At 59.4% G+C, this 26,676-nt stretch carries 21 protein-coding genes; 11 read left to right on the forward strand and 10 right to left on the reverse strand.

Going from position 1 to position 26,676, the window contains the following annotated elements; translation table 11 throughout:
- Window positions 1–10 precede the first annotated feature (10 nt).
- The 6 genes from ACSIPU_RS06165 to ACSIPU_RS06190 all read left to right on the forward strand — a co-directional run bounded on the left by ACSIPU_RS06165 (window position 11) and on the right by ACSIPU_RS06190 (window position 10,832).
- A complete protein-coding gene (locus ACSIPU_RS06165) occupies window positions 11–3,604 on the forward strand; it encodes a DUF4132 domain-containing protein (RefSeq protein ID WP_196557451.1) in 3,594 nt (1,197 codons plus the stop codon).
- Between the two features lie 230 nt (window positions 3,605–3,834).
- Complete coding sequence (locus tag ACSIPU_RS06170) at window positions 3,835–4,923, forward strand: ATP-binding protein (RefSeq protein ID WP_004103818.1); 1,089 nt, start codon at window positions 3,835–3,837, stop codon at window positions 4,921–4,923.
- Window positions 4,924–4,933: 10 nt separating this feature from the next.
- Entirely contained in the window at window positions 4,934–7,219 is a 2,286-nt protein-coding gene (locus tag ACSIPU_RS06175) for a DUF5682 family protein (protein WP_032728542.1), read from the forward strand.
- A complete protein-coding gene (locus ACSIPU_RS06180) occupies window positions 7,219–8,355 on the forward strand; it encodes a vWA domain-containing protein (RefSeq protein ID WP_016809247.1) in 1,137 nt (378 codons plus the stop codon). The genes ACSIPU_RS06175 and ACSIPU_RS06180 overlap by 1 nt, the downstream gene beginning before the upstream one ends.
- Entirely contained in the window at window positions 8,352–10,358 is a 2,007-nt protein-coding gene (locus ACSIPU_RS06185) for an SWIM zinc finger family protein (protein ID WP_032728545.1), read from the forward strand. The genes ACSIPU_RS06180 and ACSIPU_RS06185 overlap by 4 nt, the downstream gene beginning before the upstream one ends.
- Before the next feature lie 12 nt (window positions 10,359–10,370).
- Window positions 10,371–10,832, forward strand: coding sequence for a YehR family lipoprotein (locus ACSIPU_RS06190; RefSeq protein WP_004103825.1), 462 nt, complete (start codon window positions 10,371–10,373; stop codon window positions 10,830–10,832).
- Between the two features lie 124 nt (window positions 10,833–10,956).
- Here ACSIPU_RS06190 and ACSIPU_RS06195 read toward each other — a convergent pair whose 3' ends face one another.
- The 3 genes from ACSIPU_RS06195 to ACSIPU_RS06205 are packed head-to-tail and all read right to left on the reverse strand — an operon-like array spanning window position 10,957 to window position 13,879.
- A complete protein-coding gene (locus ACSIPU_RS06195; RefSeq protein ID WP_004103827.1) occupies window positions 10,957–11,424 on the reverse strand; it encodes a YehS family protein in 468 nt (155 codons plus the stop codon).
- A gap of 53 nt (window positions 11,425–11,477) precedes the next feature.
- Window positions 11,478–12,197 (reverse strand): two-component system response regulator BtsR, encoded by a 720-nt coding sequence (gene btsR / locus ACSIPU_RS06200; RefSeq protein ID WP_004114063.1) that lies wholly within the window; start codon window positions 12,195–12,197, stop codon window positions 11,478–11,480.
- On the reverse strand, window positions 12,191–13,879 hold the full coding sequence (locus ACSIPU_RS06205) for a sensor histidine kinase (protein WP_004103831.1): 1,689 nt from the start codon (window positions 13,877–13,879) through the stop codon (window positions 12,191–12,193). Before ACSIPU_RS06205 ends, btsR begins: the two co-directional genes overlap by 7 nt.
- A 210-nt stretch (window positions 13,880–14,089) precedes the next feature.
- Here ACSIPU_RS06205 and ACSIPU_RS06210 point away from each other — a divergent pair, with 210 nt between their 5' ends.
- Window positions 14,090–14,848, forward strand: a complete 759-nt coding sequence (locus tag ACSIPU_RS06210; RefSeq protein WP_196557450.1) for a MerR family transcriptional regulator — start codon at window positions 14,090–14,092, stop codon at window positions 14,846–14,848.
- A gap of 281 nt (window positions 14,849–15,129) precedes the next feature.
- A complete protein-coding gene (locus ACSIPU_RS06215) occupies window positions 15,130–15,243 on the forward strand; it encodes a protein YohO (RefSeq protein ID WP_004103838.1) in 114 nt (37 codons plus the stop codon).
- On the opposite strand, the gene ACSIPU_RS06220 is transcribed toward ACSIPU_RS06215, so the two are convergent.
- The 5 genes from ACSIPU_RS06220 to bglX all read right to left on the reverse strand — a co-directional run bounded on the left by ACSIPU_RS06220 (window position 15,218) and on the right by bglX (window position 21,425).
- Window positions 15,218–15,955: an ABC transporter permease gene (locus ACSIPU_RS06220; protein WP_004103840.1), complete on the reverse strand. Its 738-nt coding sequence runs from the start codon at window positions 15,953–15,955 to the stop codon at window positions 15,218–15,220. The two genes, ACSIPU_RS06215 and ACSIPU_RS06220, sit on opposite strands and share 26 nt — an antisense overlap.
- Window positions 15,939–16,886, reverse strand: coding sequence for an ABC transporter ATP-binding protein (locus ACSIPU_RS06225; protein WP_196557449.1), 948 nt, complete (start codon window positions 16,884–16,886; stop codon window positions 15,939–15,941). The genes ACSIPU_RS06220 and ACSIPU_RS06225 overlap by 17 nt, the downstream gene beginning before the upstream one ends.
- Entirely contained in the window at window positions 16,879–18,036 is a 1,158-nt protein-coding gene (locus ACSIPU_RS06230; protein WP_070556015.1) for an ABC transporter permease, read from the reverse strand. The genes ACSIPU_RS06225 and ACSIPU_RS06230 overlap by 8 nt, the downstream gene beginning before the upstream one ends.
- A 7-nt stretch (window positions 18,037–18,043) precedes the next feature.
- Window positions 18,044–18,961: a glycine betaine ABC transporter substrate-binding protein OsmF gene (gene osmF / locus ACSIPU_RS06235; protein WP_004114076.1), complete on the reverse strand. Its 918-nt coding sequence runs from the start codon at window positions 18,959–18,961 to the stop codon at window positions 18,044–18,046.
- 166 nt (window positions 18,962–19,127) lie between these two features.
- The gene (bglX, locus tag ACSIPU_RS06240) at window positions 19,128–21,425 is read right to left on the reverse strand and encodes a beta-glucosidase BglX (RefSeq protein WP_135800465.1); all 2,298 of its coding nucleotides are present in this window, start codon (window positions 21,423–21,425) and stop codon (window positions 19,128–19,130) included.
- A 194-nt stretch (window positions 21,426–21,619) separates the two neighbouring features.
- On the opposite strand from bglX, the gene dld reads away from it, so the two are divergent.
- Window positions 21,620–23,362, forward strand: a complete 1,743-nt coding sequence (gene dld, locus ACSIPU_RS06245) for a D-lactate dehydrogenase (RefSeq protein WP_196557447.1) — start codon at window positions 21,620–21,622, stop codon at window positions 23,360–23,362.
- Between the two features lie 93 nt (window positions 23,363–23,455).
- The gene (locus ACSIPU_RS06250) at window positions 23,456–24,010 is read left to right on the forward strand and encodes a GNAT family N-acetyltransferase (RefSeq protein WP_004103848.1); all 555 of its coding nucleotides are present in this window, start codon (window positions 23,456–23,458) and stop codon (window positions 24,008–24,010) included.
- Between the two features lie 156 nt (window positions 24,011–24,166).
- On the opposite strand, the gene pbpG is transcribed toward ACSIPU_RS06250, so the two are convergent.
- Window positions 24,167–25,114: a D-alanyl-D-alanine endopeptidase gene (gene pbpG / locus ACSIPU_RS06255; RefSeq protein WP_004103849.1), complete on the reverse strand. Its 948-nt coding sequence runs from the start codon at window positions 25,112–25,114 to the stop codon at window positions 24,167–24,169.
- Window positions 25,115–25,287: 173 nt separating this feature from the next.
- Window positions 25,288–25,875 (reverse strand): Yip1 family protein, encoded by a 588-nt coding sequence (locus ACSIPU_RS06260; protein ID WP_004103850.1) that lies wholly within the window; start codon window positions 25,873–25,875, stop codon window positions 25,288–25,290.
- A gap of 155 nt (window positions 25,876–26,030) precedes the next feature.
- Here ACSIPU_RS06260 and ACSIPU_RS06265 point away from each other — a divergent pair, with 155 nt between their 5' ends.
- Window positions 26,031–26,600 (forward strand): DedA family protein, encoded by a 570-nt coding sequence (locus tag ACSIPU_RS06265; RefSeq protein ID WP_004103851.1) that lies wholly within the window; start codon window positions 26,031–26,033, stop codon window positions 26,598–26,600.
- Window positions 26,601–26,676 lie beyond the last annotated feature (76 nt).

The following is a 26,676-nucleotide window of genomic DNA, read 5'->3' on the forward strand; positions in this document are numbered from 1 at the left end:
AGGAACGTTTATGCACAACGCACTAACCCCACCCTGGCTGGCGGATGACGCGCAGCTGGAGCTGACCTTTAAAAAAGGCAAGACGCCGTTGAGCCACCGTCGCTGGCCGGGCGAGCCGGTGCCGCTGGTTAAAGTGGAACGACTTCAACGGCTGGCGAACGATATTGCCTCCCGCAGCCAGCCCCTCGCCTGGGATGCTGAACAATGTACTGCTGAGTGGCAACAGGCGATTGCGCAGGCGATGCGCTGCGTGGGCAAGGCCAGCGCGGCAATGCCCGCCCGCGCGCTGGCGGTGCTGACTCGTCTGGCTGAAGAGGATAGCCCGGCGCTTTTGGATGAAATCGTCCAGCTGCACGGCGTCGAGTACGCGACCGAGGTGGTGATTGCCCGGCAGAATATCGCGGCGGGCCATAGTAAATACCCGCCGCGCAAATGGGTGTTCAGTCATCCGGAGAAAGAGAATGTTTACGGCCTCCACTCTGAAACCTATAGCGAGTTCGATCTACGTCTGCGCAAACATCTGTCGCTGGCGGAAGAGGTCGTCTGGCAACGCTGCGCCGAAAAGCTTATTGCCGGCCTGGTCGAAACGCCGTTTTATCGCCAGCCGTTTATCGCCCTGCTGCTGCCGGAAAGGCCGGATATCGCCAATCAAATAGCCGGACGTTGCATTGACAACTCCTGGCGGTCGTCAAAAGAGTGGCTTAAAGCCGTCGCCACCGACCCCGCCGTGCTGGCGAAGCTTGAGGAAACCTGGTCGAGTGATATTTTTACCGATCGCCAGGACAGCGATGGCTATTTTGCAAACCGCTACGGCTATGCCGCTTGCGCCGCGCTTTTGCGTGAACAGGGGCTGGCGGCAGTCGCCAGGCTGGCGATTTACGCGCACAAAGACGATTGCGGTAGCCTGCTGGCGCAAATCAACCATCCGCAGGTTATTCGCCTGCTGCTGCTGGTGGCGGATAAAAACAAGCCCAGCCAGCTGCGCGTGGCAAAATATGCCAGACAATTTCCCGCCTCGACGCTGGCGGCGCTGGCAGAGCTGCTGGCGCTACCGGAGCCGCCCGCGCGTCCGGGCTATCCTGAAATTGAAGACAAAAAGCTCCCGCAGCAGCAGAAGAAACGCGAAGAAAGCTGGCGAATGCTGCTCCGGACGCTGCTGAATACGCATCCGCCGCTGGCCGAACAGGTTAGTCCCTGGCTAAGCGCGCAGGCGCGGGAACTTCTGGCGACGTTCCAACAGGCGCTGCCCGCAGGCGTCACGGTGGCCGTCGATAACCCCGGCCTGCCGGAAATTCTGCTCTCGCCGCCGTGGCGCAGTAAAAAGAAAAAAACCGCCGCGCCGCGTTTTGCGCTATCGCCGCTGAAGCTTGCGCCGCAGGAGTACTGGCAGCCTGGAGAGCGGGAGGCGCTGGCCGCCGGCAAACCGGCCTGCTTCTTTAACGACCTGCCGCTGCATGAGCGCATTAGCCGCAAAGGTGAGGTGGTATTAGAGGAACTGGGCTTTCAGGATATGGATTATCTCTTTCATCAGTATACTTTGAATGGACAGCAAGGGCATTTAGGGTCGCCGTGGCACAGCGCATACAGGACTAAAACAGGCTGGGATAAAGCCGCTATCAGAGCGCTGCACAGCGGTGATAACGAAGCGCTTCTCAAAGCCTGGCGAGACTATCTCGAAGAAAGCTATCACCCCAACGAGTGCTGGAATCTTTATCTGCTTATGCAACTCCCCCGCAAGCAGGCGGTAACCCTCTGGCAGCGCATTAATGAAGAAAATTTCAAATTTGTCGGCGCTGAATACCTGTTGAGCATCCTCGGGACTGACGCCCTGCCCGGCCTGCTGCTGGCGCTCCGGCATCGGCCAAAAGTGATCTTTCCGCTGCTGATGCATCTCGGCGCAACGGAGCTGGCGCTGCCGGTGGCCCGCGTCTGGCGGCGCTTTCAGGCGCAGAGCCATCTCGCCCGCCAGTGGCTACTGCAATGGCCGGAACACGCCGCCGCCGCGTTAATTCCGCTGGCGTTCGATAAAGCAGGCGATAGCCGCGAAGCGGCCATTAACGCCCTGCGTCTGCTGTATCAGGAAGGCCATCACGCGCAGCTGCAAACGGTGGCGCAACGCTGGCACGAACCGAGGCTATGGCCAGCGCTGGAGCAGTTGCTGACGCAAGATCCGCTGGATAATTATCCGACCCGCACGCCGAAAGCGCCGGATTTCTGGCAGCCCGCGCTCTGGCGCAGGCCGCGGCTTCTCAGCAACGATCAGCCGCTGACCGACGATGCGCTGGAAATTCTCGGCGATATGCTGCGCTTCGCCCAGGGCGGCCACTTTTACTGCGGACTGGATTTAGTCAAAGCCGCCTGTCAGCCCCAATCGCTGGCCGCTTTCGCCTGGGATCTCTTCAAAGCCTGGCAGAATGCCGGTGCGCCCGGCAAAGAGAACTGGGCTTTTCAGACGCTGGGGATCTTTGGCGATGAAAGCACGGTGCGTGATTTAACCCAGCTTATTCTCGCCTGGCCGCAGGAAGGGAAATCTGCCCGCGCCGCCAGCGGCCTGCATCTTCTGACCCGCATCGGCAGCGATATGTCGCTGCTGCAGCTGGACCATATTTCGCAACGGGCAAAATCCCGCCCGCTGCGCGACAGCGCGGAACGTTGTCTGCAAGAGATTGCCGAAGCGCGCGATTTGAGCGAAGAGCAGCTGCAGGATCGGCTTACGCCGACGCTGGGGCTGGATAATCCCGGTGCGCTGACCTTTGATTTCGGTACCCGCAGCTTTAGCGTGCGCTTTGATGAAAATCTGCAGCCGGTAATTTATGACCAGCAGGGAGCGCGGCAAAAGAGCCTCCCGCGCCTGCGCGCCGAAGATGACCAGACAAAAGCCGCGGAAGCGCTGCTCCGGCTGAAAGGATTGAAAAAAGATGCCGCTCGCGTGGCGAAACGCCTGCTACCGCATCTGGAAAACGCCCTGCGGCTGGCGCGGCGCTGGACGCGCGCGGAGTTTCAGTCGCTGTTCGTCGACCACCCGCTGACCCACAATGTGACCCGCCGCCTGGTATGGGGAGTGTACGCCGCTAATGAGCCTCGTCGCCTGCTCGCCGCTTTTCGCATCGCGGCCGAGGGAGAGTTCTGCGACGGCCAGGATGAGCCCATCACGCTGCCGGAAGATGCACTATTCGGCATCGTTCATCCGCTGGAAATGGACGACCTGACGCGGGCGGCGTTTGAACAACTCTTTGCCGATTACCAGCTATTGCCGCCGTTCCGTCAGCTGACCCGCCATACTCTCCTGCTGCTGCCGGAAGAAACTTCAGTCAGCAAGCTAACGCGCTGGCAGGGCAAATCAACCACCTGCGGACAGCTGTTGGGGATCCGCCGCCGGGGCTGGTGGCAAGGTAGCGAAAGCTATTTCTGTTACGATGTTGCTCAGCATCGGCTGATACTGGAAATCACGCCGGGATTTGTTCACTACAGCATAGACGCTAAAGCTCCTCAGCAGTTTGGCGCGATAACGCTCTATTACGGCGAACAACCCGTTGCGTTTTCCCGGCTCGATCCTCAGGATCTCAGCGAAGCGCTAAGCACAATAGAGATTATTTCCCGCTAGTGCGACAAACGAGGTGAGTCAATTAGCAACAATATTCGACTCACCGCATGAGTCGAATATTGGCTTTTTAGCCCCACGAACCTAATGTGCCTTTTTAACTACAAGATACGCAGGAAGATGTTGCGTTAAACATAATCCGATATATCAAGCTCAGAAATAAAGCACCTCACGCAATCTGCTGCGCATAAATAAGGTCTAACGATTACCGCTGTCTCTTTAAGGAAGAAACGATGATACAACAGGAAAAACATCTTCAGCGCCCCCCAGCCGCCGTGCTCTACGCCGATGAACTCGCGCGGTTGCAACAGAATGACCCTTTCCCCTGCCCGCCCGGCTGGCAGTTAAGCCTGCCTGCGGCGCGCGCGTTTATCCTCGGCGATAGCGCTCGCGACATCAGCCGTAAAGTGGTTATCAGCCCCGCCGCCGTCGAGCGGATGCTGGTCACGCTGGCGACCGGACGCGGCCTGATGCTGGTCGGTGAGCCGGGCACGGCAAAATCGCTGCTCTCAGAGCTGCTGGCCACCGCCGTCTGTGGCGATGCCGGGCTCACCATTCAGGGCGGCGCGTCGATTACCGAAGATCAAATCAAGTACGCCTGGAACTATGCGCTGTTGATCAACCAGGGACCCTCGACCCAGGCGCTGGTGCCCGCCCCGCTGTATCAAGGCATGCGCGACGGGAAAATCGTCCGCTTCGAAGAGATAACCCGCACGCCGCTGGAGGTTCAGGACTGCCTGCTGGGGATGCTTTCCGACCGGGTAATGGCGATCCCGGAGCTGAGCGGTGAGGATAGCCTGCTCTATGCCCGCGCCGGGTTTAATATCATTGCGACCGCCAATACCCGCGATCGCGGGGTCAACGAAATGAGCGCGGCGCTTAAACGTCGCTTCGACTTCGAAACCGTCTTTCCAATCATGGATTTTCAGCAGGAGCTGGAGCTGGTGGCTAACGCGTCGGCGCGCCTGCTGGCGCATAGCGGCATTCCGCATAAAGTGCCCGATGCCGTACTGGAACTGCTGGTCCAGACCTTCCGCGATCTGCGCGCCGAGGGCGGAAAGAAAACCTCAATGGATACTCTCAACGCAATTATGTCCACCGCCGAAGCGGTTAACGTCGCCCACGCCGTCGGCGTGCGTGCCTGGTTTCTGGCCGCTCGCGCCGGAGAGCCCGCCGACCTGGTAGACTGCATCGCCGGTACAATCGTCAAAGATAACGAGGACGACCGCGCCCGCCTGCGCCGCTATTTTGAGCAGCGCGTCGGTACGCATAAAGAAGCCCACTGGCAGGCCTATTATCAGGCCCGCCACCGCCTGCCGTGAGGGAACACGCATGCCAGAGCAGCCGTTAATTATCGGCGTTCGACACCACAGCCCGGCCTGCGCCAGGCTGGTAAAAGAACGCATCGAACAAACGCGTCCGCGCTACGTTCTGATTGAAGGTCCGGTGGACTTTAATCAGCGCCTGGATGAGCTGTTTTTACCCCATCAATTGCCCATCGCCATCTACAGCTACTGCCAGTCTCAGGAGGGCGGCGCGGCGGGACGCGGTGCCTGGACGCCGTTTGCCGAATTCTCCCCCGAGTGGCAGGCGCTGCTGAGCGCCCGGGCGACGGGCGCGCATATTCGCTTTATCGATTTACCGGTCTGGGCGCAAAGAGAGGATGACAGCGATGCCTCTGACGCTCGCCGCGCCGATGACCAGCAGCGCCTGTTTGCCGCCAGCGGAATGGAGAATACCGACGCGCTGTGGGACCATCTGTTCGAAGATGAAACCCAGCGCGCCGGACTGGAGCAGGCGCTGAAAACGTACTTTATCCAGCTGCGCGGCGATAGCAGCGGCGGGGAAAACAGCCGGCAGCGGGAAGCCTGGATGGCCCGCTGGGTGGCATGGGCCATGCAGCAAAATGACGGCCCGGTCGTGGTGGTCTGCGGCGGCTGGCACGCCCCGGCGCTGGCAGCCCTGTGGCGGAATTGCCGGGCGCCAGCGCAGGAACCTGAATCCCCGCCGCCACCGACGCCCGACGCCGTCACCGGCTGCTACCTCACCCCCTATAGCGAAAAACGACTGGACGTTCTGGCGGGCTATCTTTCCGGGATGCCGGCGCCGGTCTGGCAAAATTGGTGCTGGCAGTTGGGCCTGCGTCAGGCCGGGGAACGGCTGCTGAAAACTATCCTCGCCCGCCTGCGCCAGCATCGCCTTCCCGCCTCAACGGCCGATTTCGCTGCCGCCCACCTGCGCGCAATGGCGCTGGCGCAGATACGCGGCCATACCCAGCCGCTGCGCTGCGACTGGCTTGACGCGCTGGCGGGCTCGTTAATCAAAGAAGCGCTCAATGCCCCGCTACCGTGGAGCTATCGCGGCGTGATTCATCCGCAAACCGATCCGATTCTGCTGACCATCGTGGATGCGCTGGCGGGAGCCGGTTTCGGCAAGCTCGCTCAGGGAACGCCGCTGCCGCCGCTGCCGCAGGACGTCGATCGCGAGCTGGCGCGCGTCGGGATCGCCGTACCGGCAAACCTGAACATCAATCGCTATACGCCCGAGGGATTAGCAAAAAGTCAGGTCTTACACCGGTTGGCCATCCTTGACATTCCCGGTTTCCAGCAGCAAACGGGCAGCGCGGTGACGCTTTCCGGCGATGGCGAAGAGCGCTGGCGACTATTTCCAACCCTGGAGCAGCACGCGGTCCTGATCGAGGCCTCCCGCTACGGTGCTTCCCTGGCGGAGGCCGCGCGCCAGCGGCTGGAAGCGGCTATTCTGGCCTCCGGAGGTATCAAAAGCCTGGCCGCCAGCCTGAATCAGGCCGCGCTGGCGGGGCTCTCCACCTTCAGCCAGCAGATGCTGGAACAGCTGGCGCAGCTGATTGCCGAAGAGAGCCAGTTTGCCGAAATGGGGCCAGCGCTGGAGGTGCTTTACGCCCTCTGGCAGCAAGATGAGAGCAGCGGTATGCAAAACGCCGCGGTGCTGGAAATCACGCTTTGCGCGGCGCTTGACCGGACGCTGTGGCTTTGCGAATCCAGCGGCGTTGCCGACGAGCAGCAGTTTCACGCCCATCTACATAGCTGGCGCACCCTGTGCCACATCCTGCGCGATCTCCACAGCGGCAGCGTTTTACCGGGAGTTTCGCTCAGCGCCGCCCTGGCGCTGCTTGAACGGCGAATTCACGCCGCAGATGCCGCACCGCTCGACCGCGGCGCGGCGCTCGGCGCGCTGATTCGCCTTGAGCATCCCGCGGCAACCGCTGAAGCAGCGCTGACCCTGCTGACGCAGCTCTCTCCGCAGCGTCTGGGAGAAGCGGTCCACGGTATGCTGGCGCTGGCGCGCCATCAGCTCGCCTGTCAGCCCGCTTTTATCGCGGGATTCAGCGCGCTGCTCGCCCGGCTGGCGGACGATGAGTTTATTCTCGCGCTGCCGGATCTGCGGGCGGCGATGGCGTGGCTGCCGCCTCGGGAACGCGGCGAGCTGGCCCGCCAGGTGCTTGATCACTATCACATGTCCATGCTACCGACCTCTGCGCTACAGGCGCCGGTTGCCTGCTCGCCGGAGCAGTTAATCTATCATCAGCAGCTGGAACAGCAGGCGCTGGCCGCGCTACGCCATTGGGGAGTACGCTAATGAACAGGTTATCCGATATTCTGGCAACCCAGGAGCTCCAGCGCTGGCGGCTGATTCTGGGCGAGGCCGCCGAAAACAGCCTCGGCGGCCTCGATGAGCATGCCCGTCAGGTAGACCATGCGCTGGAGTGGCTCTACGGCCGCGATCCGGAGCGACTACGGCGAGGCGAGCGCCAGGGTGGACTGGAGGATTCCAGCCTGACGACGCCGGAATGGATCAACGCTATCCACTCGCTTTTTCCGCAGCCGGTTATCGAGCGGCTGGAGAGCGATGCGGTACTGCGCTACGGCATCGATGAGGTGGTGACCAATCTGGAAGTGCTTGAACGTATCGAGCCTTCCGAAAGCCTGCTGCGAGCGGTACTGCATACTAAACATCTGATGAATCCAGACGTGCTGAACGCCGCCCGCAAGCTGGTGCGCCAGGTGGTAGAGCAAATTATGGCCCGGCTGGCGACAGAGGTGCGCCAGGCTTTTTCCGGCGCGCGCGATCGGCGCCGCCCCTCACGTATCCCGCTGGCGCGCAACTTCGACTTCAAGAATACCCTGCGCGCCAACCTCAAGCACTGGGACCCGCAGCGCAGCAAGCTGTACATTGAATCGCCTAAGTTTATCAGCCGTATTAAACGCCACAGCGAAAAATGGCAGCTGATTTTGCTGGTCGATCAGAGCGGTTCGATGGTGGATTCCGTTATCCATTCGGCGGTTATGGCGGCCTGCTTATGGCAGCTGCCCGGCATTCGTACGCACCTCGTGGCGTTTGATACCAGCGTGGTGGATCTCACGGACGACGTTGCCGACCCGGTAGAGCTGCTGATGAAAGTTCAGCTCGGCGGCGGGACCAATATCGCCCAGGCCGTTGAATATGCGCGACAGCTGATTGAACAACCGCAAAAAAGCGTCATCGTGCTGGTGAGCGACTTTTTCGAAGGCGGGGCGAACTCGCTACTGATTAATCAGGTCAAGCTGAGCGTGCAAAGCGGCGCTAAAGTCCTCGGGCTGGCGGCGTTAGACAGTTCGGCATCCCCCTGTTATGACCACGATATGGCCCAGGCGCTGGTTAACGTCGGGGCGCAAATCGCCGCCATGACGCCCGGCGAGCTGGCCTCCTGGCTGGCGGAGAATTTACAATCATGATGCCTTTACGCCCCGAATTACTGGAACTCACCCCGCAGGCGCTCATGGCGCTAAGCAACGCCGGATTCGTAAAACGCAGCCAGAAAGAGCTGGATAACGGCAATATCCCCGAGCTTGCGCAGGATGAAGACGGCACCCTGACCGCCGTATTTCACGACGGCACCCGCACCCGGCTGGCAAAAGGCCAGGCGCTCAAAGAATCCAGCTGTACCTGCGGCGCCAGCGGCATGTGTCGTCATCGCGTGATGCTGATCCTCAGCTACCAGCGCGCCAATACCGGTGATGAGCATCCCGAAGGGGAACCGGAGAGCGGCGAACGCTGGCATCCGGGACTGTGGCAAGCGGAACTGGCCGCTCTCCCCGAGTCCGTTCTGAAGCGGGCGCAGCAGCTGGCGGATAAAGGCGTCGCGGTGGAGCTATTCTGCCGACCTAACGAAACGCCTTCGGCAAAGCTGCCGATGAGCGATGTGCGTTTTTATTCCCGCAGCAGCATCCGTTTTGCCCGCTGCGACTGCGTCGACGGCTCGCTGTGCGAACACGTGGCGCTGGCGGTTCAGGCTTTTACCGATGCCGAAGCCCAGCAGCCTGGCTTTACGCACCTGGTCTGGCAAACGCGCAGCCGCAAGGCCGCCGCCCGCGGAGGGCCTTTTGATACCCCTGGCGGCGAGGCCTGTCGACAAAGCCTCCGCCAGCTCAGCCAACTGCTGTGGCAAAGCGGCGTCAGCCAGCCGCCTATTGGCTTCGAGGCTGCGTTCACCCGGGCGCAGCGCGCGGCGCAGACGGTAAACTGGCGCTGGGTCGTCGGCGCGCTTGCTCAGCTTCGTGAAGGCGTCGAGGCCCTTCAGCAGCGCGCCAGCCATTACCATCCTGAACAGCTTCTCAGCCAGTTGGCAGGACTTAACGCCCGCCTTGAGAGCGCCGACAGAATGGCGCAGCTTGCCGATGCCGACCAGACGCCGCCCCTGCCGTGGCGCACCGTGGTGGGCCAGGGTATCGCCGGTGAAGCGCTGCTCGATCATTTGCGACTTATCTCCCTGGGAATGCGCAGCTGGCAGGATAATCACCGCTACGGTTTACGCATCTGGTTTAGCGACCCGGATACCGGCAGCATTATGCATCTGTCGCGCAGCTGGCCGCTGGCGGAACGGGCGCAAATCCCGCTGTGGCAGCGCCGCCTGTTTAGCTTCCAGGCCGGCGCGCTGGCGGGCGGGCAGATAATTACTCAATCAGCGAGCCGCAATGCCAGCGGCGAACTGCTGCTGAGCGCGCGCCACCGCCTGAGCAGCAACGTTCCGCTCAGTGAAGAGGCCTGGCTTTTGCTCAGCGCGCCGCTGCGCCAGCCGGGGGTTGCGGCGCTGCGTGAGTATCTGCGCCAGCGCCCTCCGGCGTGGGTGCGTCCGCTTAATCAGGTGGATAATCTGTTTATTTTGCCGGTGGATGCCTGTCTTGCCGTCGGATGGGACGCCGCCCGGCAAACGCTGGATGCGCAGGTTCTCAGCGGCGAAGGGCAAGACAACGTTTTGCAGCTGTCCCTTCCCGCCGCCGCCAGCGCGCCCTATGCCGTTGAGCGAATGGCGGCGCTGCTCAGCCAGGCGGACGATCCGGTAGTGATGGTGTCCGGGATGGTCACCTTTAGCCGCGGGCAGCTTAGCCTGGAACCGCTGGTAATGATGACCCGCACCCGCGGCTGGGCGCTGAACGCGGAACCGCTTCCCGTTGGGCCGCTGCCTGCCGGCGATATCCTGCCGCCGCGGTCGCTGGCCCTGACGCTGTTGCAGCGCACCCGGGCGCTGCTGATCCAGATTATGCGCAACGGCCTGCGCTATCAGCAAAAGGGCCTTTTTCGCGAAGCGATGACGCTGAGCGACGATTTAACCAACGGCGGATTTAATCATCTCGCGCGCCTGCTCCGCCAGTTGGCCGAGCGCGAAACGGCGACTTCCGAGGATACGCTCAGCGCTATCGCCCAACTCTGTATACAATTAGAGATGATGATTGATTAACAAGGAATGATAATGAAATTTAACCGCAGGATTACCGCCGCTCTGGGCGCAACGTTAATGATGGCCGCGCTCGTCGGCTGCGATAACAACAAAGATGAGGTCAAGACGTTTCACAACACGATGAACGGCGTAGACCTGACCTATACCTATCACTACAAAGACGATGTCGTTACCCGCCAGGACGCGGAGAATACTATTCCCTATACATCACTCGGGGTGAGTAACGAAGAGCAGGCGCGCAAGATCATCGATCCTATCGGCGTGGCCTACAGCAAAATCAAAGGCGTCACCCACAGCGTCGACTATAAAGAGAGCGCCGCGCAGGAACACCTCTCCATCGACTTTAATCAGGCTAAAATCAGCGAGCTGTGTCAATTACCCGGGGCCAGCTTTACCGACTGTTCGCAAAAGTTTATTTCGCTGAGCGAGTCGGAAAAAATGTTGAAATCACAGGGTTTTAAAGAAGTGAAATAACCCAGACTGGCGCGGAGAACTCCCGGCTTACGCTACGCTTAGCCGGGCTACCCCGGTCAAGCTACAGGGCCGTACATTCGGGGAGCCCGGCTCTGGCGTTAACGCCGCAAGCCGGGGAGGCATATCAGGATTTCGCGTGTTCGCGCTCGGTCAGCCCGCGCAGGAAGTAGCGCAGAAACTGGTCGCCGCATTCGCGGAAGTTTTTATGCTCTGGGGCGCGCATCATGGCGGTGATTTCCGGCATCGAGACGCGGAATTTCTGCTGAGTGAGGATAGCGAGAATGTCATCCGTCTTCAGGGAAAAGGCAATACGCAGTTTTTTCAGCACGATATTATTATTCACCCGGCGTTCGACCGCCAGCGGCGGCGCCGACGCATCTTTACCGCGTTTGTCGTAAATCAGGCCGTTGAGAAAATTCGACAGCACGACATCCGGGCAGCGCACAAACCCCTCTTCGTCTTCTTTTTTCAGCCAGGGTACCAGCTGTTCGGCGCTGACCGGCGCATCCGCCAGCGCAAAAATACGTACCAGGCCGCTGTTATTGGTTTTCAGGGTGTAGCGCAGGCTACGGAGAATATCGTTACTGATCATATTGCCTTCATGATGAAAAATTCTGCCGCACAGTTTATCACGATTCCGCCGTTTTACAGACCAATCGCCTCTTTCAGGCTTTTCAGATAACGGCGGCTCACCGGCACCGTTTGCCCGGCACGCATCAGCAGTTCCGCCTGGCCGTTTTCCTCAAAGCGGATCTCCTTGAGATGGGACATGTTAACCAGGTACTGGCGATGGCAGCGCAGCAGCGGCGTTCGGCTCTCAAGGGTGCGTAAGGTGAGCTCGGTAAAACCCTCCTTTCCTTCGCGGTCGGTCACGTAAATCCCGCTCATCCGGCTGCTGACGAAGGCCACGTCTTCCATCTGCAGTAGCCAGATGCGGCTGTGGCCGGTGCAGGGAATATACTTTAGCGCCTGCTGGGTATCGTCGAGGGCGGTCATATCCTGCAGGCTGCGCTCCTGGCGCAGTCGAGCCAGCGTTTTTTCCAGCCTGGTGGACTCTATTGGCTTCAGCAAATAATCAAACGCGTGCTCTTCAAAGGCTTTCACCGCGTACTCGTCAAATGCGGTGAGAAAGACGATATAGGGCCGATGCTCCGGGTCAAGCATGCCAACCATCTCAAGACCGCTGATACGCGGCATCTGGATATCCAGAAACAGCACGTCCGGGTGCAGCTTGTGTACCGCGCCAATCGCCTCTACGGCATTTCCGCATTCGCCCACGATCTCGATATCCGGCTGGGTCTCCAGCAAAATACGCAGGTTTTCACGCGCCAGCGGCTCGTCGTCGACAATTAATACTTTTAACATGCGTTTTCCTCCAGAGGCAGTCTCAGCGTGACGCGGGTAAAACATTCCGGCTCGCAGGTGACGGTGATCCCGCAATCGGCGCCGAAGCGCGCCCGCAGACGGCGATCAACCAGATTCATGCCCAGTCCGCTGGCGCTGGGTTTGTCCTGATATAACCCGGCGTTATCTTCAATATCCAGCTGCAGCCAGCGCTGGTACTGGCTGGCGCGAATGGTGATTTCCCCCACCCCAAGGTGCTGCGAAGTCCCGTGCTTAATGGCGTTTTCGACTATCGGCTGTAGGGTAAAAGCCGGCAGTTGATGCTGGGCCAGCGCTTCCGGCACCAGCATGTGGATCTGTAGGTTGGCCTGAAAGCGCGCTTTCTCAATCTGCAAATAGGCGTTTACATGTTCGATCTCATCCGCCAGGGTCACGATCTCCGCTGGCCGTTTCAGGTTTTTGCGGAAAAAGGTCGACAGATACTGCACCAGTTGCCCCGCCTGGTCGCTATCGCGGCGAATCACCGCTTTCAGGGTATTCAGCGCGTTGAACAGGAAGTGCGGATTCACCTGGGCGTGCAGCAGCTTGATTTCCGACTGCGTTAGCAACGCCTTTTGCCGCTCATACTGTCCGGCCAGGATCTGCGCGGATAACAGCTGGGCAATCCCCTCCCCCAGCGTGCGGTTGATGGAGCTGAACAGGCGGTTTTTCGCTTCATAAAGTTTTATCGTGCCAATCACCCGCTGATTCTCGCCGCGCAGCGGAATAACCAGCGTGGAGCCCAGCTTACAGTTAGGATGAATCGAGCAGCGGTAGGGCACCTCGTTACCGTCGGCATAGACCACCTCGCCGGTATCGATCGCCTTTTGGGTATAGAGCGAAGAAATAGGCTTACCGGGCAGATGGTGATCGTCACCGATCCCGGTAAACGCCAGCAGCTTGTCGCGATCGGTGATCGCCACCGCGCCGATATCCAGCTCCTGGATCAGTACCTGCGCGACCTTCATGCTGTTCTCTTCGTTAAACCCCTGGCGCAGGATCCCCTCCGTCGACGCCGCCACCTTCAGCGCGGTGGCCGAGAAAGCCGAGGTATATTTTTCAAACATCGCCCGCTTATCCAGCAGGATACGCATAAACAGCGCCGCCCCGACGGTATTAGTCACCATCATGGGGGCAGCGATGCTTTGTACCAGATGCAGGGCATCTTCGAACGGGCGAGCGATCAGCAAAATGATCAACATCTGCACCATTTCAGCAAAAAAGGTAATCGCACCGGCCGTGAGCGGGCTGAAGACTTTATCCGGTCGCCCGCGTTTAACCAGAATGCTGTGCACCAGCCCGCCGAGCAGTCCTTCAACGATGGTGGAAACCATACAGCTCAGCGCGGTCATGCCGCCCAGCGAGTAGCGATGAAGGCCGCCGGTCAGTCCCACCAGGCCGCCGACCACCGGCCCGCCCAGCAGGCCGCCCATCACCGCGCCGATGGCTCGCGTATTGGCGATCGAATCTTCGATATGCAGGCCAAAGTAGGTGCCGAGGATGCAGAAAATAGAGAAGGTTACGTAGCACAAGAGCTTATGCGGCAAACGGACGGTGACCTGCATTAACGGGATGAACAGACGCGTTTTGCTCATCAGCCACGCGATGACCAAAAACACGCACATCTGCTGAAGCAGCAGCAACACCAGATCAAACTCGTACATACCCGCAGACCACACTTCATTTGAAAGCGCGTAACATACACTGCTTGCTTATAACTTTCTTTGAAGCAATACATGAAAATGATAATTCATGTTCAGGATCACACTTCTTAGCGCCTCGACGATCCGTTTTTGTACAAAAAACAGACAAACCTCCCCGCTTCGGCAAACAGCTTCTACAGTTAATAGAGGAGAACACAGCGGGAGGAGAAAATGGCGCTTTATACAATTGGCGAAGTTGCCCAGCTTTGCGATATCAATCCCGTGACGTTACGCGCCTGGCAGCGGCGCTACGGATTACTGAAACCTCAGCGTACCGACGGCGGCCACCGCCTGTTTAATGAATATGAGATAGACCGTATTCGCGAAATCAAACGCTGGATTGACTCCGGCGTGCAGGTCGGGAAAGTGAAAACGCTGCTGATGGATAATGAGCAGGAGAGGGTCGACGGCTGGCGCGATCGGCAGGAAATGCTGCTCGGCTATCTGCAAAACGGAAGTTATCATCGCCTGCGGATGTGGCTGAAGGAGCGTAACCACACCGACTCTGCGCAAACCCTGGTGAAGCACCTGGTTAACCCCTTACGCCAGCGCCTGCTCAGCCCGCAGCCAACGTTGCTGGCAATGCGGGGCATCCTGGACGGCATTCTGATTAATCATATCGCCCGATGCCTGTCCTCGACGGCAAAATATCCCGGCGACCATGCGCTGATTATGGGCTGGAATGTGAACGATATCACCCGGCTATGGCTGGAGGGCTGGATAGCCAGCGAACAGGGCTGGCGGGTGGATATTCTCGCCCATTCGTTGAACCAGATCCGACCGGAGCTTTTCCCCGACAGTACGCTAATGGTCTGGTGCGGAGAGGCGCCCTGTAGCGCCCAGGTGAATCAAATGCGTCAATGGGGGCAGCAGGGCCAGATTATCTGGCTGAATCACGCGACCGCAACGTCTCCCGGAGGCGGCGCCTGAGGCGCCTGTCCGGGCTACGGGTTACCGGCAATCTGTGGCCCGGTAGCCCGGCTAAGCGCAGCGCAAGCCGGGAAGAAGCCCCAGCAATACCACATCACGGCACATTCCCCGGGTTGCGGCGTAAACGCCTTGCCCGGGCTACCGGCCCGCAGACGGTGATGAACCGTGGCCCGGCTAAGCGCAGCGCAAGCCGGGGGGCTGTCGTAGCTAAACCGCAATTAATGTTTCATTAACACCTGCGCTTCACCGTATAATCCTTGCGTTAACATCAGGAGCCTATTATGAAGCCAGCGAAAATTGCGGTTATTACTCTGTTCTTATTTATGGCCATCAGCGGCATCGGCGGCGTGATGCTGGCCGGCTATTCATTTATTGTTCGCGGCGGTGTCGGCTGATTAGCCGGGTCAGCCGTTCAAAGCCGCGATCGACGATAATTGCTGCCAGCGCCACCAGCAGCGCCCCCTGAATGACATAAGCGGTATTAAATCCGCTCAGGCCGATAACAATCGGCGTGCCGAGCGTATTCGCGCCGACGGTTGACGCAATGGTCGCCGTCCCCATATTCACGATGGTCGAGGTACGAATGCCGGCGAGCATCACCGGCGCCGCCAGCGGCAGCTCCACCTTTATCAATCTCTGCCAGCCGGTCATTCCCATCCCCTGAGCGATAGATAATACGCCGGACGGTACCGCCCCCAATCCCGCCAGCGTACCCTGTAAAACCGGCAATATGCCGTACAGCGCCAGCGCGATCAGCGCGGGCTGCCAGCCGAATCCCATCACCGGAACCGCAATCGCCAGCACCGCAACCGGTGGAAACGTCTGTCCCATCGCGGCGATCGTCTCTACCAGGGGGCGAAACTCATGGCCGGAAGGCCGGGTGACCGCAATCCCTGCCCCGACGCCCACCACCGTAGCCGCGAGGCTGGAGAGTGCCACCAGCCAACAGTGCGCCAGGGTCAGCGAAATAAAACTCTCCTGCTGATAAACCGGGCGCGGCAGCTCGGGAAACAGCGCGCTGAATAGCGGCGCGCTGTAGGGCAACGCCAGCAGCAGCGCGACAAACATTGCGCTCAGCCACAGCAGCGGATCACGTAGCACCTTCACGCCGGGCCTCCTCGCGCAGCAGGTCGGCAAAATGCAACGTCCCGCAGGACTCTCCCCGCTCATCCACTACCGGCAATACCTCGCAGCGATGAGCAATAAACTGCGATAGCGCCTCGCGCAGGGTCATCGCCACGTTTAACGCATCTCCCGCCAGGCGCTCATCGCAGCGCAGATAATCACTCACGCCGCGCAGCGACAGCAGGCGCACGCCCAGTTCGCTGCGGCCAAAGAAAGTCTGCACAAAGGCATTTTTTGGCTCCAGCAGCATCTGCAGCGGCTGGCCCTGCTGCACTACTTCGCCGTCGTCCATCAACACCAGATGATCCGCCAGCCGCAGCGCCTCATCGATATCGTGGGTCACCAGCACAATCGTGCGTCCCAGCAGGCGATGAATGCGGATCATCTCCTGTTGCAGAGCTTCCCGCGTCACCGGATCGAGCGCGCCAAAGGGTTCGTCCATGAGCAACACCTGCGGATTCGCCGCCAGCGCGCGCGCCACGCCGACGCGCTGCTGCTGGCCGCCGGAAAGCTGATGGGGATAACGTTCGCGCAGCACCGGCTCGAGCCCCAGCAAGGCCATCAATTCATCAACCCGCGCCTGCGTTTTTTGCCGCGACCACTTTTGCAGCTGCGGAACGGTGGCAATGTTTTGCGCCACCGTCCAGTGGGGAAACAGGCCGATGGACTGGATGGCGTAGCCCATTCTGCGGCGCAGTTCGAGCACCGGCTGCTGGCGGATATCCTGCCCGGCGAAACGGATCGTCCCGCTATCGTGCTCCACCAGGCGATTGATCATTTTCAGCGTGGTCGATTTCCCCGAACCTGAGGTGCCAATCAGCACCGAAAATGCCCCCTCGCGCAGATGCAGATTGAGGTTTTTCACCGCAGGCTGTCCGGCAAAGGCTTTATTGACGCCGTCGAACTCAATCACGGGCCTCTCCTTTGAGTAATGCGCCCCACAGCGCGAATAGCGCATCCACCACCACCGCCAGCGCGATGGTCGGGATCACCCCAAGCAGCACCAGATCCAGCGCGCTGCTGAGTAGCCCCTGGAAAACCAGCGCGCCAAAGCCGCCTGCGCCAATCAGCGCTGCGACGACCGCCATACCGACGGTTTGTACGCTAACCACCCGCAGGCTGCGCAACAATACGGGCAATGCCAGCGGCAGCTGTATCTGACGAAACCGCTGTCCGCCGCTCATCCCCATCGCCACCGCGCTCTCCAGCGCTTCACGCGGAACCTGCAGCAGGCCGACCGTCACCCCGCGTACCAGCGGCAACAGCGCATACAGCACCAGCGCAATCAGCGCAGGCGTAATGCCGGTTCCGGAAACGCCGAGCTGGGCAAGCGAAGGAAACTGGCGCGCCAGCCCCGCCAGCGGCGCAATAAGCAGGCCGAACAGCGCCACGGAGGGAACGGTCTGAATCACATTGAGAACCGCAAAAACCGGCGATTGCCAGCGTGGGAAGCGCCAGAGCCAAACGCCAATGGGCAGCCCAATCAGCAGCCCCGGCAGCAGGGTACCGAGCAGCAGAGTCACATGCTGCGACAGCGCATCGTCAAACACTTCCCGGCGATTGAAATACTCTTTCAGCAGAGAGAGTTCATCGAGGCTCCCCAGTCCCAGCAGCAGCGCGGGCAGCAGCCAGATTTGCGCATTGAGCAACCAGCGCCACAGGGCACGGGAAGTCAGACGGCGAACGGCATCGCTGGCGATAAGCAGACAGAGCGCCAGCGCCAGCCACAGGCCGCTGCCCGGCGAGGTACGGGCCAGCGACGAACCTTTCTGCGCCAGCTGCACCGCCGCCCCGCCGGCCCCCCAAAGCAGCGCAGGCAGCAGCAGATCCGCCAGCAGGAAGATGACCAGCAGCGGGAAGCGCCCCGGCCGCCAGCACAGCAGCGCGATGAACAGCGCCGCCCCCGCCTGCACGCCCGCCAGCCATGGCCAGACCTGCCATAGCCAGCGTCCCTCGCCGGATAACAGCCGGTTAGGCGCATAATTGATAAACGGCAGCGCCATCGCCAGCAGCAGTAATAATGCCAGCAGCAGCGCAACGCGGTTACAGCAACGAATCGTCACGCGAACTCTACTTCAGCAGCCCTTTTTGTTGCAGATAGTCGGCGGCGACTTTCTTCGCATCCAGGCCCTCTACCGCAATACTGGCGTTCAGCTTTTGCAGGGTCTTTTCATCCAGGCTGGCAAAGACCGGCTGTAGCCAGTCGGCTATCTGCGGGTATTCTTTCAGCACCGCTTCACGCACGACCGGGGCCGGGGCGTAAATTGGCTGCACGCCCTTCGGGTCGCTCAGGGTTTGCAGGCCCAGCGCGGCGACCGGGCCATCGGTGCCGTAGGCCATCGCCGCATTTACGCCGGAGGTCTGCTGCGCCGCCGCTTTAATGGTGACCGCCGTATCGCCGCCCGCCAGCGACAGCAGCTGGTTCTGTTTGAGCGTAAAGTCGTAGGCTTTTTCAAATGCCGGCAGCGCATCCGGCCGTTCAATAAATTCCGCCGAAGCGGCCAGCTTAAAGTCACCGCCCTTTTGCAGATAGCCGGCAAGGTCGCTTAACGAGGCGAGGTTATTTTTTTCCGCCAAATCCTGACGAACGGCGATGGTCCAGGTGTTGTTGGCCGGAGCCGGAGTAAGCCACACGAGCTTATTCTTTTCCGCGTCCAGCTTTTTGACTTTCTCGTAGCCCTGCTGCGCGTTTTTCCACGCCGGGTCGTTCTCCGCTTTAAAGAAGAAGGCGCCGTTACCGGTATATTCCGGATAGATATCCAGTTCACCAGCGGTTATCGCTCCGCGCACCACCGGCGTGGTGCCGAGCTGGATTTTATTGACGGTTTTCACTCCGTGGCTTTCCAGCACCTGCAAAATAATATTGCCGAGCAGCGCCCCTTCGGTATCGATTTTTGAGCCGACTTTAACCGGCTCCGCCGCCTGCAACGGCAGACTTATCAGGGCCGCCAGCGCCAGCGTGCCGGACCACATACTTGCCTTTATCATTCTCGCGTCCCTCTTTAATTTGCGCTCCATTAACAGGAGCTTAAGCAAAAAGCGTAGTTCATTTGGGGCGGAGCGGAAAAAGAAAAGGCCGATAAATCGGCCTTTGGGATAAGGAATGCGTGTTCCCGTGCGGCGGCCACAGCCTTACCCGGGCGACAAAGCGCAATTACAGCAGTTCGAACTCGCCCTGCTTCACGCGGGCGGAATCGACGCCGATAAAGACGTTGAATTTGCCCGGCTCGGCGTCGTACTTCATCTGCTGGTTCCAGAACTTCAGCGCCTCAATGTCAATCGGGAAGCTGACGGTTTGCGTCTCACCCGGCTTGAGGATCACCTTCTTAAAGCCGCGCAGCATTTTCACCGGCCGGCTCAGGGAAGCGGTGACGTCCTGCAGATAAAGCTGAATCACCGTCGCCCCTTCACGCTTGCCGGTATTGGTCACCTGCACGCTGGCGGTTACGCTACCGTCACGCTGCAGGGTCGGCGCCGACATTTTCACATCGGAAACGCTAAAGGTGGTATAGCTCAGGCCGTAGCCAAAGGGATAGAGCGGGCCGTTGGCCTCGTCAAAGTAGCGCGAGGTGTACTTGTTCGGCTTATCTGCATTGTACGGGCGACCGGTATTGAGATGGCTGTAGTAGGTTGGGATCTGCCCGACCGAACGCGGGAAGGACATCGGCAGTTTGCCCGACGGGTTGTAGTCGCCGAACAGCACGTCGGCAATGGCGTTGCCGCCTTCGGTACCGGCGAACCAGGTTTCGAGTATCGCATCGGCCTGCTGATCCTCTTTCACCAGCGCCAGCGGACGGCCGTTCATCAGCACCAGCACCAGCGGTTTACCGGTCGCTTTCAGCGCGCTAATGAGGGCGCGCTGGCTCTGCGGCAGGGTGATGTCGGTGCGACTGGAGGCTTCATGCGCCATACCCTGCGCTTCACCCACCACGGCAACCACCACGTCGGACTGCTTCGCCGCCGCCACCGCTTCATCAATCATCTCCTGCGGCGAGCGTGGATCAACCTGCACCGCTTTCTCGTACAGATTAAGGAAGTCGACGATACCTTTATCATCAGTGACGTTGGCGCCTTTGGCATAGATGATTTTGCCCTGATCGCCCAGCGCCTTTTGCATTCCGGCCAGCACGGTGACCGACTGATCGGCCACGCCCGCCGCTGACCAGCTGCCCATCATGTCGCGCTTGCTGTCGGCCAGCGCGCCGATTACCGCGATAGTGCCCGATTTTTTCAGCGGCAGCGTGTCGAGACGGTTTTTCAGCAGCACCAGGCTTTCGCGCGCCACTTCACGCGCTTCTTTACGATGCAGACGGCTTTCGGCATTGGTATCCTGCGGATCGGAATCTTTCGGCCCCAGGTGGCTATAGGGATCGTTAAACAGCCCCATATCGTATTTGACGTTCAGCACGTGGCGGGTTGCATCATCGAGCTCCGCCATCGTCACCTTGCCGGACTTCACCAGCCCGGGCAGATACTTACTGTAGTATTCATCGCTCATGCTCATGTTGATACCGGACTTCAGCGCCACGCGCACCGCGTCTTCCGGGTCCGCGGCCACGCCGTGTTTGATCAACTCCTTTATGGCCCCATGGTCGGACACGGTGATGCCTTTGAAGCCCCACTGGTCGCGCAGCACGTCCTTCAGCAGCCAGGAATCCGAGGTTGCCGGAGTACCGTTAAGCGAGTTGAGCGCGACCATTACCGCGCCGCTGCCTGCGTCCAGCCCCGCTTTATACGGCGGCATATAGTCGTTAAACAGGCGCTGCGGGCTCATATCGACGGTGTTGTACTCTTTGCCGCCTTCGACCGCGCCGTAGGCGGCAAAGTGCTTAACGCTGGTCATCACCGAGTAGCGGTCCGCCGGGCTTTTGCCCTGCATGGATTTCACCATCTCTTCCCCCATGATGGTGGTGAGATAAGTGTCTTCGCCAAAGCCTTCCGAGGCGCGGCCCCAGCGCGGGTCGCGGGAGACGTCGACCATCGGCGCCCAGGTCATGTTCAGGCCATCGTCGGCCGCTTCGTAAGCTGAAATCCGCCCGACGGTATTCACCGCATCGAGGTTGAAAGAGGAAGCCAGGCCAAGAGATATCGGAAATACCGTGCGCTGGCCGTGCAGCACGTCAAAAGCGAAAAACAGCGGGATTTTCAGGCGGCTGAGCGCCATCACCTGATCCTGCATAGCGCGGATATCATGGCGGGTCACGGTGTTAAAAATCGCCCCTACCTGCCCCTCTTTTATCATTTCGCGGATGGCTTCTTTCGGGTTATCCGGACCTACGCTAATCAAGCGCAGCTGACCGATTTTTTCGTCCACCGTCATTTTCGTCAGCAGTTCGGTCACAAACGCATCCCGCGCCTGCGGCGTTAAGGGATGATTGCCGAACAATTCATCCGCCAGCGCGGGTTGCAACGCCAGGCTCACAGCGACGCCTACAGTACAAAGCCATTTCATTTTTATCCCTCATTGTTCCAGTCGGCCAGATCGGCGAAAAGATAGCAAAAATCGAAGTCTGCCATAAACATAAACGAGACGCCTGAAGAAAGCGCGCGTTGTTCTCTGATTTTTCGAAACATTGATGCATCAAATTGTCATACAAAGGGCTATTCTTATTTTTGATAATTTTGTACCGCCACAAGGAGTGGAACATGTCATCTGCAACAACTCATAACAACGCTTTTCTGGCTGAACTCGCTCGCCTGGTTGGCACCTCCCATCTGTTGACCGACCCGGCCAAAACCCAGCGCTATCGCAAAGGCTTCCGCTCCGGCCAGGGGGAAGCGCTGGCGGTGGTCTTTCCCGGCACGCTGCTGGAGCTGTGGCGCGTGCTGAACGCCTGCGTCAACGCCGATAAAATCATTCTGATGCAGGCGGCAAATACCGGCCTGACCGAAGGCTCAACGCCGAACGGCAATGATTACGATCGCGACATCGTCATTATCAGCACCCTGCGCCTGGATAAACTGCACCTGCTGGATAAAGGCGAACAGGTACTGGCTTATCCCGGCACAACGCTCTATTCGCTGGAAAAAGCGCTGAAGCCGCTGGGTCGCGAACCGCACTCCGTCATAGGCTCATCCTGCATCGGGGCATCGGTGGTCGGCGGGATCTGCAACAACTCCGGCGGCTCGCTGGTACAGCGTGGCCCGGCGTATACCGAAATGTCGCTGTACGCGCAAATTGATGAAAACGGCAAGCTGACGCTGGTGAACCACCTCGGCATCGACCTCGGCACCACGCCGGAGCAGATCCTCAGTCGCCTCGACGACGAGCGGGTTAAAGATGAAGATGTCCGCCACGATGGCCGCCACGCTCACGATCACGATTACGTCACCCGCGTGCGCGACGTGAATGCCGATACCCCGGCACGCTACAACGCCGACCCGGACCGTCTGTTTGAATCCTCGGGTTGCGCCGGCAAGCTGGCGGTGTTCGCCGTGCGCCTCGATACTTTCCCGGCGGAAAAACGCCAGCAGGTGTTCTACATCGGCACCAACCAGCCGGAAGTGCTGACCGAAATTCGCCGCCATATTCTCGCCGAATTCAGCCATCTGCCGGTTGCGGGCGAGTACATGCACCGCGATATTTACGACATCGCCGAGCAGTACGGGAAAGATACCTTCCTGATGATCGACAAGCTCGGCACCGATAAAATGCCGTTCTTCTTTACTATGAAGGGCCGCACCGACGCGATGCTGGAGAAAGTCTCTCTGTTTAAGCCGCACTTCACCGACCGCTTTATGCAGAAGCTGGGTCACGTCTTCCCGGCGCACCTGCCGGAGCGAATGAAAACCTGGCGCGATAAATATGAACACCATCTACTGCTGAAAATGGCGGGCGATGGCATCGAAGAAGCCCAGACATGGCTTGGAGAGTATTTCCAGAATGCCGAAGGGGATTTCTTCGTCTGCACCGCGGAAGAAGGCAGCAAAGCCTTCCTGCACCGCTTTGCCGCTGCGGGTGCGGCGATCCGCTATCAGGCGGTTCACGCCGATGAGGTGGAAGATATTCTGGCGCTGGATATCGCCCTGCGCCGTAACGATACCGAATGGTTTGAGCATCTTCCCGCTGATATTGACAGCCAGCTGGTGCATAAGCTCTATTACGGTCACTTTATGTGTCACGTTTTCCATCAGGATTACATCGTGAAAAAAGGCGTCGATGCCCACGAACTGAAGGAGAAAATGCTGGTGCTGCTGAAGGAGCGCGGCGCTCAGTATCCCGCCGAGCATAACGTCGGCCATCTCTATGAGGCGCCGGAAAGCTTAAAACGTTTCTATCGTGAGAACGATCCAACCAACAGTATGAACCCGGGGATCGGCAAAACCAGCAAGCAAAAATACTGGGGAGAAACGCCGGATAACGCGGCAAGCCCTACCGACCCGCAATAATCCCCACGAGGGGCTGTTCAGCCGCGGGGCTTCTGTATTACGCTGCACGCCGGAGAAATCTCCTCTCCGGCAAACCCGCTTAAGGAACCCAACATGTCCGCAGTGGATAAATTACACGACGCTGACTTAGAGATCCGCGAGGCGCTGCCCGATGACGCCCACGCCATCGCCGCGCTGTACGTCTGGCACGTGCTCAATGGACGCGCCTCTTTTGAAGAGATCCCGCCGACCGTCGACGAGATGCGCAAGCGTATTAAAACCGTGCGCGATAGCGGGCTGCCGTGGCTGGTTGCCCTGTGGCGCGGAACCATCGTCGGCTACTGCTACGCCACGTTTTATCGCCCTCGCCCGGCCTACCGCTACACTCTCGAAGAGTCCATTTACGTGGAGGCGGGAATGGGCGGACGCGGCATCGGCAGCGCGCTGCTCTCCCGGTTAATAGAGAAATGCGAACAGGGACCGTGGCGACAGATGTTGGCCATTATCGGCGACGGCCACAGTAACGCCGCGTCGATTGCAATTCATAAAAAGTTCGGTTTTAGCGTGGCGGGCCAGCTGCGCAGCGTTGGTTATAAGATGGGCGACTGGCGCGACACCTTGATTATGCAGCGCCCGCTCGGCGATGGCGACTGGACGCTGCCGGAGTAACCCCTCGGGGTCGCGGGTAAGCGGTAGCACGGACAGGCGCGCCAGCGCCGCCTCCGGGAAAATCCCCCGGCTCGCACTGCGCTTAGCCAGGCTACGGTTCAGCGCGGTTCTGTAGCCCGGATAAGGCGTTTACGCCGTAATCCGGGGAAATGGGGGTTAATCGTTCTGCGCGGTCTGCGCGCCGCCTTTCAGCATCGCATCGGCCATCTGCGCTTCGCGCTGTTTTTTATAGCTGAGCGCGGAAGCCGGAACCGGCATCACCTTCCCGGTTTCAATCCACGTTCTCAGACGGCTGGCATCGGCAAAGTGGGTATATTTGCCAAAAGCATCCATCACCACCAGCGCTACCGGGCGCTGATTAATCACCGTACGCATAATCAGGCAGTGGCCCGCAGCATTAGTAAAACCGGTTTTGGTCAGCTGAATATTCCAGTTATCACGATAGACCAGATGATTGGTGTTACGGAACGGCAGCGTGTAGGCGGGATGGGCGAAAGTCGCCATATCTTCCTTCGTGGTGCTCAGCTGGCCAATCAGCGGATACTGCTCGCTGGCGATCAGCAGCTTAGTCAGATCGCGCGCGGTGGAAACGTTATGAATCGACAGGCCAGTGGGCTCAACGTAACGGGTGCGGGTCATTCCCAGCGCCTGCGCTTTGGCGTTCATCGCGCGAATAAAGGCGTTATAGCCGCCGGGATAATGGTGCGCCAGGCTGGCAGCGGCGCGGTTTTCCGACGACATGAGCGCCAGCAGCAGCATATTGCGGCGGCTGATTTGGCTGTTCAGGCGAACGCGTGAATAGATCCCTTTCATTTCAGGCGTCTGGCTGATATCAACGGTCAGCATCTCATCAAGCGGCAGATGGGCATCCAGCACCACCATCGCGGTCATCACTTTAGTGATCGACGCCATCGGACGAACCAGATCCGGCTGGCTGGCATAGATGATCTTTTTGCTGGCAAGGTCGACGATCATCGCGCTGCCGGACGCAATATCCGGCTGGGAAGCGGACACCGCCGCGGGGGATTTAGCCATCGCCTGGGGCGCAAAAGGCACAGCCAGCAGCAACGTCAGGCTGAGCAAAGAAACTCGAAATTTGGTCATCGTGAACATTCTGAAAAGTATTTTTGCACGTTATGAACGTACGCCGCGGCGCTGGGGATAACACCGCTGGCAAAAATCATCATACCCTGTCAGAACGCGCGCTGGCTAATAAGAATCGTGAACAAATGCTGCATTGCCGACATAAAAAACTATTTATGCCGGCAATGAGTTAATCAGAAGAGTCGATAGCCGTAGCCCCAGAGGATCACGGTGATGGCGAGCAGCACTTCCAGCACCAGCACGCCAATCGCCAGGGTCGAGCTGGCGAAACTTAGCCCCTCTTCTTTATTGATGCCAAGGAAAGTCGGGATCCCGAGATAAAGCAGATAGCCGGTATAGAGCAGCGCGACGGTTCCCACCAGCGCGCACAGCCACACCAGCGGATAGAGCGCCACGATCCCGCTCAGGAATAGCGGCGTGGCGACATAGCCGGCGAAAACCATACAGCGTTTAAGGGAAGGCCGCTGCGGATAGCTTCGTGCCATCCACCAGATAACCCGCCCCATCACCGCGACCCCGGCGAGCATCACGGCATAAAACAGCACCGCCAGCGCCAGGCCGGTCATCAGCGACAGTTTTATCACCGTGCCGTCGCCGAAGTTCCAGCCCAGCTGCGTGGTGCCGATAAAGGCGCAGATAACCGGAACCGCTGCCATAACCAGCACATGATGCGTGTAGTGATGCGAAACGGTTTCGTTTTCGCTTTTAATAACGCTCATCTCTTGATTAGGATGCGAGAAGAGCCCCCAGACATGGTTCATAGCGTCCCCCTTGTCACGGCGTGGTACAGCACTGATCCAAGTATAATTCACCTTGTAGATTATTTTGTGTACAGCAAGAAAAATGCGCTTCCCCGGCATTTTTATCATCAGGGTGTATGATTAAGGGACTGACGTTTTATGGAGTTTATCTTTATATGGATATCAATAACCTGATTACCCAGTACGGCTACGCGGCGCTGGTCATTGGCAGCATGGCGGAAGGCGAAACCATCACGCTGCTCGGCGGCGTGGCGGCACATCAGGGATTATTGAAGTTCTGGCTGGTGGTTATCTCGGTCGCCCTCGGGGGAATGATTGGCGATCAATTGCTTTATTTGCTCGGCAGACGCTTTGGCGGACGCATCCTGCGCCGGTTTTCCCGGCAGAAGAAGCGGATCCAGAAAGCCCAGCGCATGATCCAGCGTCGCCCCTACCTGTTTGTCATCGGCACCCGCTTTATGTACGGCTTCCGGGTTATCGGCCCGCTGCTGATTGGCGCCAGTCGACTGCCGCCGAAGGTGTTTCTGCCGCTGAATATTCTCGGCGCGATTATCTGGGCGTTAATTTTTACCACGCTCGGCTATCTCGGCGGCGAAGCGATAGGCCCGTGGCTGCACCATCTGGACGCGCATTTGAAACACTGGATCTGGCTGATTCTGGCGGTGGTGCTGGTGGTTGCGGCGCACTGGTGGCTAAAGCGCCGCGAGGCAAAGAAGAAAGAGTGATGAGAGTGCCCGGATGGCGGCATCAACACCTTATCCGGGCGACAGATCCACAAACCATGCGATCTGCAGCCCGGCT

The organism is Klebsiella sp. HN106, assembly GCF_051209435.1.
GTDB lineage: Bacteria > Pseudomonadota > Gammaproteobacteria > Enterobacterales > Enterobacteriaceae > Klebsiella > Klebsiella oxytoca.